Source organism: Paenibacillus sp. P5_B5 (assembly GCF_056400365.1).
This window is the reverse complement of the sequence record NZ_JBFULK010000011.1, coordinates 119,937-132,979: the sequence shown is the minus strand read 5'-3', so window position 1 is coordinate 132,979 and position 13,043 is coordinate 119,937. Positions and strand designations below refer to the sequence as shown.

The window sequence follows — 13,043 nt, the reverse complement described above, 5'->3', positions numbered from 1 at the left end:
ACATAATTGATTGCCATCTAATCCTTACTGCATTCTGTTAAAAGCAATTCCATTATCTTTGATCATCCGAACTTTATCAGGTGTAACATCGTTTCCAAGCTCGTCAATTACAGTTAGACCTGTAATTGTATTCAGTACCTGTCCCCGAATTTCTCTTAGGTAGTCTTGTCGTAATATATGTTGTTCAAACTTCTCACCAGTAGTTAATCCTTCTTCACGTTGTTTTCTTGCTAATTCATTAATTCGAGTTAAGCTTTCAATCATCATTATCTTCCCCTCATTCGTCATTTAATTAGCCTGCTAACTATTTAAGTAAAAAGCTGAGCTTAAATTATATTCTCAGCTATTTGTTTCATAAGTCTTCTTAACATTAAACGCTCTTCTGGTAAAATTCCTTCAAGTAATTTCTCTTGCTGCTTTTTCCAAATTTGCACAACTGGTTCGTGCAATTCTCGTCCTTTATCCGTTAGATAGACTCTGCTGACCCTGCCATCAGGATTATCTCGCTTACGATAAACTAATCCATAGCTTTCAAGTGTTTTGACCATATTGGTTATCGTAGGTGGCTCACAGTTCAATCGTTCACATAACTGAATCTGAGTAATCCCATCCTCTTTCCACAATCGGCATAACAACTGATCTTGCCCTACATGAAGATTTAGTTCCCGCAGCATTTCCGAGTAATTTCGGCGCATTTGAGAGGATACTCTATCCAGAAGCTCCCGAATTTCATCATCAATCACAGGCTTGCTCCATTCTCAGAACAATATAGTTAGTAGGCTAAATATAACACGCATATATGTTTAAATCAAACCACTCATTCTCACCCGTACTTGTATGTACTAGGGCAACAGCAGAATTTTACCTGTACTTGCTCGGCTTTCGAGGAGCCTGTGTGCACTTGCACCATCGCTAAGTGAGAATGTGGTTGGAGGTTCCACACGTAGCCGCCCTGCACGAAGTTCAGCAAACAGGGCTGAGGAGCGCCGGATTCTATCCTGCTGTGTAGTGATGTGATTCCAGAGATCACCACCCGTAATCGTCTTTGATGTATCCATCAGCATCCGCGGATCCACTAAAGGCGGATCACCACCTGCCATACCGTAGAAGACAACGGCACCCTTGATCCGGACAGAAGCGAAGCTATCCATCAGTGTAGAGCCAATAGAGTCATAGGCGACGTGTACTCCTACTCCATCCTTCGACCAGCGATGTACCGCATCTTGCCACATCGAATCGTATAGTAGTACCTCGTCACAGCCCGCTTGCATTGCTTTTTCCCTTTTGACAGCCGATGAGGTAAGACCAAGTACATAAGCTCCCTTCGCCTTGCATAGTTGCACGAGTAACTGACCAACACCGCCAGCAGCGGCATGAACGAGCACCTCGTCACCAGCTTGAACACGGTAACTATCGTTAACAAGATAATGCGCAGTTAATCCTTGTAGTAGTATCGAAGCAGCTAACTCGAACGAAATGTCTGAAGGCAGTGGTATAATACGATCCTGCGGCACGGAAACTAGCTCTGCGTTAGCGAATGGGACGTCGGCGAATGCGACACGATCACCAACCTGCAGCACCGTCACACCAGGACCAATTTGTTCCACAACGCCCGCACCTTCATAGCCGAGTATGTAAGGAGGCTGCCCTGCCAAATGATAGTTGCCCTTACGCCGATATACGTCCGCGAAGTTAAGACCAATTGCCTTCATCCTGACGATAACGACACCCGGTGCTGGCAGTGGATCCGGAATCTCTCGGATTCCTAACACCTCTGGACCACCAAAACGGTCAAATACCAATGCTTTCACAGTTGTTTACCTCCATATGTTCAATGTAATCTCATTTATTATTCCATAAAATGGATCAATTCACAAACTTTATGGGTTACTAATTATCAGCCTACGTGAGGGGAATGTACAACCGCAACAAGTCATAGAAAATGCGCAGATCAGTATTAATCAGCGCATTCGTAAGCCATTGTATGGCGTTCTTCTTGTGTCTTAGCTTGTGTAAAATGGTTGAGCTAATGTTTAATTTCCTTCATAGATCTGATTATACCTTCTGCGTCTTGTGTACGTCGTTCTATCATCAGTCTTGCTTCCGCCTTATCTGCTTCCATCTGCTTGATGAGCGGATCCAGGCCGGAGAATTTAATTTCATCACGCATATAGTGCAAGAATGAGACAGAGACGGTTTTGTCATACAAATCCCCTGAGAAGTCGAGTATATGTGCTTCGATCAAATAGCCTTTCCCATTCACAGTAGGTCGATATCCTGCACTAATGAGGACGTCCCAGTATTTGGAGTCAACATCTGCATCGTGTATCTCTACCGTCCCTAAATATATCCCAGGCTTAGGAGTGACATAAGAATCAGTTTCTCCTAAATTAATCGTAGGAAAACCAAGTTCCCTCCCGAGTGCCTCACCATGTATCACATTCCCTGTAACTGTATAAGGACGACCTAATCGTGCTTGTGCAGCTTCCATGTTACCGTCTTGAACTAGTGAACGAATCGTACTACTGCTAATTTCTCTGTCGTCTTCTTTTATAAGAGGTACAACGGTAACAGATACATTAATTTGGGCACATAACTCTTTGAGCTCTGATGTACTGGAGTCTCCACCCTTCCCAAAATGGAATCCTTCTCCAACGACAATACGTTTCGCATTTAATCTAGAGATATGCTCCAAGATGAATTCTTTAGCCGTTATTCCCGCGTATGCTTTCGTAAAATTAACACGATAATATCGTTCAACACCGTATCGCTTTAGAATCTCAAGTTTTTCCGTATCTGGTGTAAGTTTTTTTTCGTATTGTGGATCTTGCTTCAAGATCCACAGAGGATGATCAGAGAAACTATACACGGCTAGACTATCCTGATCCCCCATAGATTCTCTTGCGGTTTGAAGAATCGCATGATGACCTTTATGAATACCATCAAATTTCCCGATAACCAGTACAAGTGGCTTAGAATCATGAGGTGGTTTTGACGCAACTTCAATTATTTCCATTGTTATCCCTCTTCGCTACAATCTTAGGTGAGCTAATCTTCACCAATAATAATGACTTCAGTCTCTAAATCAACATCAAACTTTTCTTTTACTGTAACTTTAATAAATTCTATCAAGTCGATGTAATTCTTAGCTGTAGCATTGTTAACATTCACAATAAATCCAGCGTGTTTTGTTGATACTTCAGCTCCTCCAATTCTCATCCCTTGAAGTCCGCTGTCTTGTATCAGCTTACCGGCAAAATTGCCAGGTGGACGTTTAAACACACTGCCGCATGATGGATATTCTAAAGGCTGTTTGCTTTCTCTCGCCCATGTTAACTCATCCATTGTCTCTTTAATGCTTGCATAGCTAGATTGTTGTAGATTAAATTCAGCTTCCAGAACGATGTATTTTTTAGTAGAAAAAATACTCTTCCGATACCCTAATAACAGGTCTTCCTTGGATAAGGTAAGAAGCTCTCCCTCTTCGTTCATAACTACAGCTTTCACCAATACATCTGATATTTGTCCGCCATAGGCTCCTGCATTCATAAACAATGCACCGCCAACCGTTCCGGGGATACCGCAAGCGAATTCAAGCCCCGTTAACTCCTGTTCTAAGGCATATCGAGATACATCAATGATAGATGCTCCAGCCCCAGCATATATCGTCCGATTCTCCGATCGGATTTCATTCGTTTTCTTTAAGCTAATGGTAATTCCACGAACTCCTCCGTCTTTAACAATTAGATTGGAACCATGCCCCAATAAGGTAACTGGAATATCAACTTCTTTTGCTATTTGAAGGATTCTACTAAGTTCATCATAGTTGGACGGAATGATAATAACATCCGCATTTCCCCCGATTTTTGTATATGTATGGTTCTTAATGGGCTCACATAACATGACATCCTGAATACTCAGCTTTTGCAATACCTTATAATAAGGATTTAACTGATTTTCATTATGCTCTTCCCTGTTGATCATCGTCATCAGTTTCACCTTTTCTCACTAAAATAACTTCATTATAAAACAAATTATTAATTACTTTATATACTAATTAGTATGTAAAGTTAATGGTTAAATTAAACCATATAGATATGATAAATGCAATCCTATGGATCGGTAAACATAGAAGATGACCAACAGCAAATCACTACAGTTATTGGGATCAGATCTCATTTTTCGACATTTCTCTGTTCTCGTAATAATGACCATAAATCAAAAAAACAGCCTATGCATGAAAGAACCATGTTTAAGCTGCTTAATATTCAAATTGTTCTTCATCCGCAATACTCTGAAGATCGTATGCGGTGATACAGATGATTGGATAGTCTTGATGTACACCTTGCTGAGCAGCCAGCTCTTTGATGTATTTAGGAGAACCCGCATTCTCTTCATCATAGACAAGTAAAATTCCATCCGTATTACGAAGAAGGAACTTATTCTTCTCTCTAAACTGCCATCCACCATCATATTGCTTCTTACTTACACTATTAACATAGTCTGCTTGCTGCGTCACGCTCTGATAAATGACCTTCTTCTCTTCGCTCCACTTTTCTTCTTGATCTAAGAATGGAGTTATGACTGCCAGTTGAAGATCAGGGTATGTTGATTTGAGTTCAAGTACAACTTCCGCAGCCCACAATTCGATCCCCCACTGTCCACTGACAATAACCCATTCCAATCCTTCATCGATCAATGATACGATTTGTTTATTTAAAGCCTTCTTAATAATTGCGATTCCAGGGTGTTTAAGTGAGAAGATTCCAAGCTCTGTCGCTTTATATCCTGTAATTAGAATCCGTTTCAATTGTACAACACTCCCTGACAATTCTTTGTTACAGGTTAACACAGTCACTTATGATAATAAAGCAACATTACAGTCTTGTTAACTCTTTGCCTAGTCAAGTATTTCACAAAATAAGGTGTTTATCTGTGTTCACTAATCTACAAATCAATCCGAAGTCTAACCATATCCTGACACTGAATACCATTTTCAAATATAGGTTCACTATAATTTCGAATAAAGAAATCATGATCTATGCCTGTTATTCTAAATCCACATTGCTGATACAATTTTAATTGATGAATACTTGAATTTCCCGTTCCGATTTCAAGTGATTTAGCTGCTAATCGTTTAGCTTCTTCAATAGCATGTGATATCAATCTTCTACCAATTGCTTGACCTTGATATTCTTCTTTAACAGCAACATTCACGAGTTCTAATGTTTGTGGATGTGTATGGATCAGAACGTACTCTCCAACTAGAACATCGTTATGATAGGCCAAGTAACACTTTCCTCTTTGAATATAATCATCGATTAATTGTTTAGATGGATCTGCTAGTAATAATAAGTCATACGGAATTTCTTGAGTAACTGAATCTAGAAGTTTAAATAGGATCTGCATTTATTAATCTCCTTGCAAAATAGTAATGATGAAGAAGGTTATACGCTAGATTGGGCTTCGAGGACGGATTATCCATTTTCTACAAATTAATCATTGCAAAAGATCTGTGTTATCTGAATCAATATGCGAATTTCCAAGTGGAATAAAACGTATTTTGGACAATAGCTCATCCATTATATTGAATAGAATGCCACCTATTAGACAGTACTGATAGAAAGGAAGGTATTCATGTAATTCATTAAAATCATCTCGGGAAGGGATAACAAGAATACAGATACGAAATAGAAGAATACCACCTAATCCATAGACGAATAGGTTTATTGCCAAACGAAGAATCGACTTGATCTGAAATCGATCCATTCTATCCCAAATGTTATCAACTAGAATTGAGAATGGCATCCCACCAATTAGAAAGAAAGGTAACAAAGCAATTAAATACAAGAAATAAATGGTGCCAAATGACCAATGTAAGCCTTTATCTGGTTGATTAGCAATTGGAGCATAAATCGTATATGCAATCCAGATGCAGGTTAGTATATTAGCAAGCAGTGCTGCGAAGAATTTCCTAGACAGATGTAAATCTCCCAATTACAATCACCTCACAGCACCAGAATGGATTTAACTACTCATAACTTCATAGCTCGTCTTATCTAATCTGCTTACCACTTACTACATGCCAATGGAAATGCTTTGAATCTTGGTATTTACCTAAATTTGTAAACATTCTAGCTGCACCACATCACTTAACCACCTGTATCTAATTGTTTAAACGTGTATTCTTTTTCTGATTAATCGAATTTGACCACGATGATTAATCTCATCTTCAATTACGTGGAACCACATGAAATAATAGTTGCCTTGCTTACCATACCAGAATTCTTCTTCCGTATGTAACCACTCATCATTCACGGTTTGGAACAACTGATACGTCTGATTACGAACTTCATTAAGCTTGTCCAAATAGTAGTCTAATTCGTGTCCTCTGATTTCCTCACGAGCTCGATCACCTAAGCTTAGTGCAGGTTCCAAGCTAGCTATCTCTTCATCTGTTAAATCTCTACCCTTGAAAGTTGCGATTTGATAAGCAGTTTCCACAGCTGCAAAGTGTAGCAGCAAGGAACCAATTGAATTACTATTCTCATCCATCAAATAATCTAATTCCTGGGCAGTTAATCCTTTGACCGCTTCTAGTGTTGTATGTCTTGCATAATTCATCATTGATATAAATCGGCTAATATGAGGTGTGTAGCCCGGAATATCCGTTATTAAATAGATCTTGTCCATATTCATCATTTCATTGTCCTCCTAGTAATTGTATATGTATGATGCTTTACAACCTTTTGATATATCGCTTAGTAATAGCTAACCCCATCACGGCACCAATCGTATTTAGGAGAATATCATCTACATCGAAGCTACCCACCTTAGTTACCATTTGCAGGAGCTCTACACTTAATAATACAGCAAGGATCATCACAATAAATAGCATCGATTTCATAAACTTACGATTCAATAGTGGGATCAACACACCCAGAGGAATAAAGAGAACAATATTACCAAAGAGATTCTTAATCCACGTCTCTAAATCAAAATACGCACGATTAACGATATACAGTTTAATTGTTTGGAATGGGATCACATTATAATGGTAGTCATTATCATGTCCTCTCCAAAAGAGTAGCTTAATCATGATCAGAGCATAAATGAACATCATGACCACAATGACAATATTGATCCATCGATTATTGTAGAATGAATAACGGAACATCAGATCCTTGTCCCCTTTCTTCTGTGGGGTCCATTTTTATTGAAGAATACGAATTAATATTTGCTCAATTCATTCAACAGATTCTAGGTCTATATTTCGGATAACCATATGGACATGATCTTCCCATATTCCGTTAATTTTCAAGTATTTTAGCGCTAAGCCTTCATGATAGAACCCTAGATTCTCAATAACCTTCATAGAAGCTTTGTTTCTCGGCATAATGTTCGCTTCAATTCGATGCAAGCCAAGTACATTAAATCCATAAGCAATGACTTCTTTCAATGCTTCAGCCATATAGCCTTTATTACACTCATCTTTATCCACACGGTAACCAAGATGGCATGATAAAAAGGCGCCTCTTACAAGATTACTTAAACCAATCGAGCCAATGATCCGATCAGGTTGTTCTTTTTTATAAATCCATACCTTAAACGCATCGCCACTCTCAATCTTCCTCGTCTCATCGATTAGCAACTTCCTTTGAGCTTGTAGCGTGTAATAATCTTCCGTTCTCTCAACTTCCCATTGTTCTAAAAATTGTTTATTGCGCAGCACATAATCAAGCACCTGCTCAGTTGCTGATTCATTTACAACTCTAAGCACTAATCTTTCGGTACATATTTCGTATTGCAATTTAATCACGAACACCTTTCTATCGAATTGTAATTTTACACTAGATTTTCCTATAAACTAGCAAGTAATCTCATCACGCTCGCATGGTATCTCATATTTCACCTCAGAATAATTATGAATCAATCGTTCCTCAGAAATAATCAGACCCGTGCGTTTATCAATCACTTTGCGCCATATTTCATTCTCTCGATAATTTCTTCCTGCTGACTGATGAAATTGATGGTTTCTTTCTTCAACATGATAGGAATAGGGCCACTCCGCATCGCAATGAATAGATCCTTTTATATGCGAGTCGGTTAGCCAGACCTGAATTTGTAATTTATGATCGGTTGCGTTATATAATCGTAGATCCACATAATTATAAAAGACACTAGCCCCGCTCCCAAACGGCAGGACTCTTTGCTCATCAGGAAAGGGATCAAAGCTGTGGTGATGTCTTTCTTTAATTTCTAAAGGACTATGCATGGCTAGCCAAAAGAGTAAATTAGCTAATTGACATAAGCCTCCTCCAATACCTGTCTTCACTTCCCCTTGAGATAACAGCAACCCTTCAATATAACCCTTACTTACTGTGGGCTTACCTATGAGTTTCCAGAACGATAAGGTTTCACCTGGATGGATTGTAATACCGTCTAGTTCTTGTATAGCAAGCCGCAGATTCGTTATTTTGTTTTCCTGTAACTGAGGATCTGAGGAACCCAGTCTTCTTCGGAGTAAGGATTGATGTCGCTTGATTATATAGGGCAACGAACTTCCTTTTCTCTCAGTAGCGAACTTTATAAACAGATTATGTAATGATCTTGTTATACGAAGTTGAATTATTCGAAGCTTATAAATAAGCGGAATCTTACTCAAGATTTGCTTTACCAATTAGATACCCCCAACTCATACAAACTTAAGATTAGTACAGACGCTTCTCATAGGTTTCTTGTAGAGATTTAGCAACATCTTCAGCTGATACACCCTCAATATTGGCATGATCTGCAATAATCCTTGATACTACAGGTAAGGCTGCTTGATCCGGCCATTCATTTGGCTCCCATAGTTTAGACCTCTTGAACGCTTTAGCACAGTGCATATAACACTCTTCAACTTCTACACCAATACCAAGAAGAGGTTTTTTATCTTTTGCCTTCATCTGTTCTAATATATCATCGTCTTGAACAATACATGCTTTTCCATTTATCCGCAGTGTCTCTTCGAGTCCAGGAATCATAAAAATCATCCCAATGTGAGGATTAGCTAGTATATTTAGAAGTGAATCGAATCTTCGATTGCCTGGCCGCTCAGGAATAACCAAATGCTGCTCATCGACAACCAATATGAATCCAGCACGATCTCCTCGGGGAGAAACGTCACATGCTCCAGTACGATCTGAAGTAGAAATGAATACAATTGGCGATTGCGCTATAAAATTACGACAATGTTCATCTAAATGATCGATTGATTTATGTTTAACTAATTCACCAGGGTAACCTAATAGAGATCTAAGCTCTTGTTCTGTCGTAATTTGTTTATCAAAAGCAATGCTCTTCATTTGAAAATTACCTCATTTTCTAAATTCAGTATCTTTTTTAATTCCATATTGAACTGTTATTTCCTCTTAATCTCCTCTTTTTCACAATAAAACACAAAGAGCCAGCTGATACACTCTCAACTGACTCCCTGATTTTCTTACCTATTAATCAAATTTAGGATTGTCTGGATTCGGTCCAGTCCGCTCATTCTTATTCATTGCATCGATACGTTCCATATCCTCAAGTGATAGTGCAAAGTCAAATAGATCTGCATTTTCAATAATACGTTGTTCTTTAATTGATTTTGGAATTGTTACAACTCCATTTTGAAGATCCCAACGCAGAATGATTTGTGCAACAGTTTTGTTGTATTTCTGAGCAACCTCCATTAGAGTAGGGTCGTTCAGTAGTTTACCTTGTTTGAGCGGAGACCATGCTTCAAGCTGAATTCTATGTTCCTGACAGTATGCTTGTAGTTCTTTTTGAGTCAGATGTGGGTGATACTCGACTTGGTTTACCATTGGAACAATCTCTGCATCCTTCAGTAAATCTTCTAAATGACTAATATGAAAATTACTTACTCCGATTGCTTTGATTTTACCCTCTTTATACAGAGTCTCCATTGCTCTCCAAGTGTCTTTATAATTACCCATTGCCCAGTGGATGAGATATAAATCCAGATACTCTAAGCCTAATTTAGTTAAGCTTGTATCAAAGGCAGCCAAAGTCTCTTCATAGCCAAAATCAGAAATCCACACTTTGGAAGTGATGAATAAATCTTCTCTTGAAAGACCGGTTTCTTCTAAACCTTCACGAATACCCTGACCCACACCTTCTTCGTTCTGATAAATAGCCGCTGTATCGATACTCCGGTAGTTATGCTTAATCGCATTCTTCACAGAAGTAACGGCCTCATCACCATTCTGAACCTTGAACACTCCGAGACCAAACCAAGGCATTTGCACACCATTATGTAGTGTCGTTGTATCTTGTAAATTTGTTGCAATTTGTATGTTCACCATAAGTATCATACCTCCATAGGTTTATTGACCAATTCGGCTGTCCTTTTAATTATAAGGTAAAAAGCCTTCTTCTTTCAAATACTGCTGAGCCTCAGAATAAGTCTCAAACACGGACTCTATATTACTGCCGTCATACACATACCACATGTCATCTTGATAAGTAAGAATTAGAATCTGATCAATCTGATCGATCCAGCGTTCCTCTGTTGCTTTACTTAACGTTTTCTTCTCCACACTTTCACCAGTAAGTGATTGGATGGAAGCCTGTATGATGTTACGAAGCTCTTCCTCGGTGAATTCGCGAATATTTACAAAACCTTTATCGTCTAATTGATAACCTTGCAATTGACCCGCGTATACAAATCCGTTCCCATTAGGATGTATGTGATAAGCAACAATTTTTTTATCATAAGCGCTGTCTTCATAGTGATAGTTCATACGTCCAAGTGATACAGCTTTACGCTGTAATTGTGGAAAAGAATCCAGAATGGCTAATTTGTCTTCAAAACTGAGCATAGATGCCTCCATATATTGATTTTCTTTGCTTCTCGTCTATTCTACGTGTTTCCATGTAAACAAAGCAATAGCAGACGGCTCAAGATGATGCTCTATAGTTATTAATAAGGAAGTTCACAGTAATCCCTTAATGCTTTCGATTTGATTATGCAAATTAATTCTTCTTCTATGTATTTCCTCTTCTTCCTGTCTAAGTACGTCTAGATGGTTTGTTAACTGATTATAAAGCTTAGCTACTAGTTGTTTATCACCACACCCGAATGCATGTTTTAAATTGAAAATGATTTGAATTTCTTTCAAACTAATTCCATAGTCTTTTAATTCCATGATGACTTCAAAATCCTGAATATCTTTCTCCCCATAATGCTTATTATTTCCTTTCCTGATTGGTGTTATTAAATTTAATTCCTCGTAATGTCTGACTGTATCCTTGGTGGTATTTAGTAGGGCAACAAATTCTCCAATTCGCATGTTCTCACATCCTCAATAATTTCTATTGACATGGGGTTAACCCCACAGATTGTAATAGATACATATTCATCCTAACAAATGGAGGGCTTAATTTGATCATTGTATCGTTGGCAGCAATAATACTTACGTTTATGTACGGAGCTATGTCATTAATGGCTGGTTTAATCGGATACATCAAGAAATCAATTCCCGTGTGGTCAGCAGTAGCAATAACAATTATAGGTGCAATTATCACCGTTTCTTCGCTATTCATCTTTAGTTATCCTAAATTGCTTATTTTATTAGTAACAAGTCTTATCTTGATGCAAGTGCTGGCATTAGTGAATGGTTATCATATGTACGGAAAAATTAATTTTCGACATCATATAATGCGACTGATTGTTTCTATCATTATTATCGTGTTGTATATTATTTAACTTAATCTTATAAACATTCAAGACTGCTCGAAAAATTCTAATAGTGCCGATAGATGACCGCTGCTGCGTGGACGGATTGTCCCTACGATCGCTGTTGCCCCCAGATTTCTTGATCCTATACCGCTTAGAGCGGTAGAAATCCGGTGGCAAAGGCGAACGCTTCGCTTCTCCAGAACAATTCCGTCCCCTCCGCTACGTTCTGCATATGGTTCTGTCTTTAACAAGCACTGATTATGATTTAGATCAGCTATAGAAAAAAAGTCACTATTTCAGTAAATGTGGATAAAGATGATTAAAAAATTACGCTTTTCGGCTGTAGTCATCATATGATTGACACGACCTTCAAATTTATATTCATAGTTCATCCCCCTGCTTGTTGTTACCCCACGCAATACCTAATGCAACGGTTATCCCTACATATAAAGGATAAAATAGAATCATTCCGATTATGATTAATCCAGAAGCAGGGTTATTATCATATTGGTTATAATTAGGAAATAGATAAGCAAATCCTAGAATGAAAATAAGCCAAAATGGAAACCAGAGGATCACAGACCATAAAGCTATTCCCCTACCCGTCAACCAGAGTTTGGTCAGATATATACATAAACATGTCAGCAACCCAACTAGAATAAGTGTTCCTACCAAGATAAACCTATCAATTTGCTCAAAGCTATATCCCGTAATATCCTGAATTCGTCCTCGATTTACCATACCTTCAGCAACAATGAACAATATGAAAGCATAAACCATGCAAATCAGACTGAAACGTAAAAAAGTTCTCATATGAATCCTCTCATTAAATTAGGCTCATTATTTCGTTACTTTAAAATATTGCCGATCCTTTAAGGAGAAATTGTTGCTTAATGAGAAACGATTTAAATGAATTTCTGTCGTTAACTTATGTTCCTTGCTTTCTGTCTCTTCGCCAATCCAGCAGGAATAGATTTCAATCATTCCATTCTCTGTAAGGTTGCATTCGATGTAATTGAACAATTCAATCAGACATTTCCCGTTTAATAGGAAATCCTCCGGGAAATTTTCCATAAGGTCTTCACTTATATGGAAATTACCGCAGTTTTCGAATATATGATAGACGAATTGGTTATGAAAATGTTTCTTAACTGCTTCAAACTCAGCACCTAAGTCATGTACACCGATCCCTGCTAAATCTTCTAATGATTCATATTCTATTTCACCATTCTCGTGAATGACCATTTCTTTATTCATACCAAAGCTACCTGTAGGTAGTTCATGATTAGCTGCGATATAATGATATAAGCTCATGGCA

Annotated in this window: 20 protein-coding genes; 1 reads left to right on the top strand and 19 read right to left on the bottom strand. The window is 38.2% G+C overall.

The window, feature by feature from the left end; all coding sequences use genetic code 11:
- Positions 1–24 precede the first annotated feature (24 nt).
- From AC1DOK_RS15740 to AC1DOK_RS15665, 16 genes are all read right to left on the bottom strand, one after another.
- A complete protein-coding gene (locus AC1DOK_RS15740; protein ID WP_477555244.1) occupies positions 25–264 on the bottom strand; it encodes a DUF896 domain-containing protein in 240 nt (79 codons plus the stop codon).
- A 62-nt stretch (positions 265–326) separates the two neighbouring features.
- Positions 327–743: a MarR family winged helix-turn-helix transcriptional regulator gene (locus tag AC1DOK_RS15735; RefSeq protein WP_477555243.1), complete on the bottom strand. Its 417-nt coding sequence runs from the start codon at positions 741–743 to the stop codon at positions 327–329.
- Between the two features lie 99 nt (positions 744–842).
- Positions 843–1,811 carry a quinone oxidoreductase family protein gene (locus tag AC1DOK_RS15730; RefSeq protein ID WP_477555242.1) on the bottom strand — a complete coding sequence of 323 codons (969 nt, stop codon included), beginning with the start codon at positions 1,809–1,811 and terminating at the stop codon, positions 843–845.
- Between the two features lie 215 nt (positions 1,812–2,026).
- The gene (locus AC1DOK_RS15725) at positions 2,027–3,016 is read right to left on the bottom strand and encodes a bifunctional riboflavin kinase/FAD synthetase (protein ID WP_477555241.1); all 990 of its coding nucleotides are present in this window, start codon (positions 3,014–3,016) and stop codon (positions 2,027–2,029) included.
- A 32-nt stretch (positions 3,017–3,048) separates the two neighbouring features.
- Positions 3,049–3,903, bottom strand: coding sequence for a UDP-N-acetylmuramate dehydrogenase (gene murB, locus AC1DOK_RS15720; protein WP_477555295.1), 855 nt, complete (start codon positions 3,901–3,903; stop codon positions 3,049–3,051).
- A gap of 358 nt (positions 3,904–4,261) precedes the next feature.
- Positions 4,262–4,810 carry an SLOG family protein gene (locus AC1DOK_RS15715; RefSeq protein ID WP_477555240.1) on the bottom strand — a complete coding sequence of 183 codons (549 nt, stop codon included), beginning with the start codon at positions 4,808–4,810 and terminating at the stop codon, positions 4,262–4,264.
- Positions 4,811–4,947: 137 nt separating this feature from the next.
- Positions 4,948–5,409 carry a GNAT family N-acetyltransferase gene (locus AC1DOK_RS15710; protein WP_477555239.1) on the bottom strand — a complete coding sequence of 154 codons (462 nt, stop codon included), beginning with the start codon at positions 5,407–5,409 and terminating at the stop codon, positions 4,948–4,950.
- 90 nt (positions 5,410–5,499) lie between these two features.
- Positions 5,500–5,997, bottom strand: coding sequence for a hypothetical protein (locus tag AC1DOK_RS15705; RefSeq protein WP_477555238.1), 498 nt, complete (start codon positions 5,995–5,997; stop codon positions 5,500–5,502).
- A gap of 177 nt (positions 5,998–6,174) precedes the next feature.
- Positions 6,175–6,702, bottom strand: coding sequence for a DinB family protein (locus AC1DOK_RS15700; protein WP_477555237.1), 528 nt, complete (start codon positions 6,700–6,702; stop codon positions 6,175–6,177).
- 37 nt (positions 6,703–6,739) lie between these two features.
- Positions 6,740–7,177 carry a VanZ family protein gene (locus tag AC1DOK_RS15695; RefSeq protein WP_477555236.1) on the bottom strand — a complete coding sequence of 146 codons (438 nt, stop codon included), beginning with the start codon at positions 7,175–7,177 and terminating at the stop codon, positions 6,740–6,742.
- A 69-nt stretch (positions 7,178–7,246) separates the two neighbouring features.
- Positions 7,247–7,819 carry a GNAT family N-acetyltransferase gene (locus AC1DOK_RS15690; RefSeq protein ID WP_477555235.1) on the bottom strand — a complete coding sequence of 191 codons (573 nt, stop codon included), beginning with the start codon at positions 7,817–7,819 and terminating at the stop codon, positions 7,247–7,249.
- 48 nt (positions 7,820–7,867) lie between these two features.
- Positions 7,868–8,680, bottom strand: a complete 813-nt coding sequence (locus AC1DOK_RS15685) for a VanW family protein (RefSeq protein ID WP_477555234.1) — start codon at positions 8,678–8,680, stop codon at positions 7,868–7,870.
- 31 nt (positions 8,681–8,711) lie between these two features.
- A complete protein-coding gene (locus tag AC1DOK_RS15680) occupies positions 8,712–9,347 on the bottom strand; it encodes a pyridoxamine 5'-phosphate oxidase family protein (protein ID WP_477555233.1) in 636 nt (211 codons plus the stop codon).
- 144 nt (positions 9,348–9,491) lie between these two features.
- A complete protein-coding gene (locus AC1DOK_RS15675) occupies positions 9,492–10,334 on the bottom strand; it encodes an aldo/keto reductase (protein WP_477555294.1) in 843 nt (280 codons plus the stop codon).
- Between the two features lie 60 nt (positions 10,335–10,394).
- Positions 10,395–10,865 (bottom strand): hypothetical protein, encoded by a 471-nt coding sequence (locus AC1DOK_RS15670; protein WP_477555232.1) that lies wholly within the window; start codon positions 10,863–10,865, stop codon positions 10,395–10,397.
- 114 nt (positions 10,866–10,979) lie between these two features.
- Positions 10,980–11,336: a MerR family transcriptional regulator gene (locus tag AC1DOK_RS15665; RefSeq protein ID WP_477555231.1), complete on the bottom strand. Its 357-nt coding sequence runs from the start codon at positions 11,334–11,336 to the stop codon at positions 10,980–10,982.
- 92 nt (positions 11,337–11,428) lie between these two features.
- Here AC1DOK_RS15665 and AC1DOK_RS15660 point away from each other — a divergent pair, with 92 nt between their 5' ends.
- Entirely contained in the window at positions 11,429–11,752 is a 324-nt protein-coding gene (locus tag AC1DOK_RS15660) for a hypothetical protein (RefSeq protein WP_477555230.1), read from the top strand.
- A gap of 17 nt (positions 11,753–11,769) precedes the next feature.
- Here AC1DOK_RS15660 and AC1DOK_RS15655 read toward each other — a convergent pair whose 3' ends face one another.
- From AC1DOK_RS15655 to AC1DOK_RS15645, 3 genes are all read right to left on the bottom strand, one after another.
- Positions 11,770–11,976, bottom strand: coding sequence for a hypothetical protein (locus AC1DOK_RS15655; protein ID WP_477555229.1), 207 nt, complete (start codon positions 11,974–11,976; stop codon positions 11,770–11,772).
- A gap of 130 nt (positions 11,977–12,106) precedes the next feature.
- Positions 12,107–12,538, bottom strand: coding sequence for a hypothetical protein (locus AC1DOK_RS15650; RefSeq protein ID WP_477555228.1), 432 nt, complete (start codon positions 12,536–12,538; stop codon positions 12,107–12,109).
- 27 nt (positions 12,539–12,565) lie between these two features.
- Entirely contained in the window at positions 12,566–13,039 is a 474-nt protein-coding gene (locus AC1DOK_RS15645) for a hypothetical protein (protein ID WP_477555227.1), read from the bottom strand.
- Between the last annotated feature and the right edge of the window lie 4 nt (positions 13,040–13,043).

Coding starts and splice junctions, on each gene's coding strand:
- AC1DOK_RS15695 (WP_477555236.1), bottom strand. CDS start 7,177: ATGTTCCGTTATTCATTCTACAATAATCGATGGATCAATATTGTCATT.
- AC1DOK_RS15645 (WP_477555227.1), bottom strand. CDS start 13,039: ATGAGCTTATATCATTATATCGCAGCTAATCATGAACTACCTACAGGT.
- AC1DOK_RS15725 (WP_477555241.1), bottom strand. CDS start 3,016: ATGGAAATAATTGAAGTTGCGTCAAAACCACCTCATGATTCTAAGCCA.
- AC1DOK_RS15710 (WP_477555239.1), bottom strand. CDS start 5,409: ATGCAGATCCTATTTAAACTTCTAGATTCAGTTACTCAAGAAATTCCG.
- AC1DOK_RS15680 (WP_477555233.1), bottom strand. CDS start 9,347: ATGAAGAGCATTGCTTTTGATAAACAAATTACGACAGAACAAGAGCTT.
- AC1DOK_RS15740 (WP_477555244.1), bottom strand. CDS start 264: ATGATTGAAAGCTTAACTCGAATTAATGAATTAGCAAGAAAACAACGT.
- AC1DOK_RS15700 (WP_477555237.1), bottom strand. CDS start 6,702: ATGATGAATATGGACAAGATCTATTTAATAACGGATATTCCGGGCTAC.
- AC1DOK_RS15650 (WP_477555228.1), bottom strand. CDS start 12,538: ATGAGAACTTTTTTACGTTTCAGTCTGATTTGCATGGTTTATGCTTTC.
- AC1DOK_RS15665 (WP_477555231.1), bottom strand. CDS start 11,336: ATGCGAATTGGAGAATTTGTTGCCCTACTAAATACCACCAAGGATACA.
- AC1DOK_RS15670 (WP_477555232.1), bottom strand. CDS start 10,865: ATGCTCAGTTTTGAAGACAAATTAGCCATTCTGGATTCTTTTCCACAA.
- murB (WP_477555295.1), bottom strand. CDS start 3,903: ATGTTATGTGAGCCCATTAAGAACCATACATATACAAAAATCGGGGGA.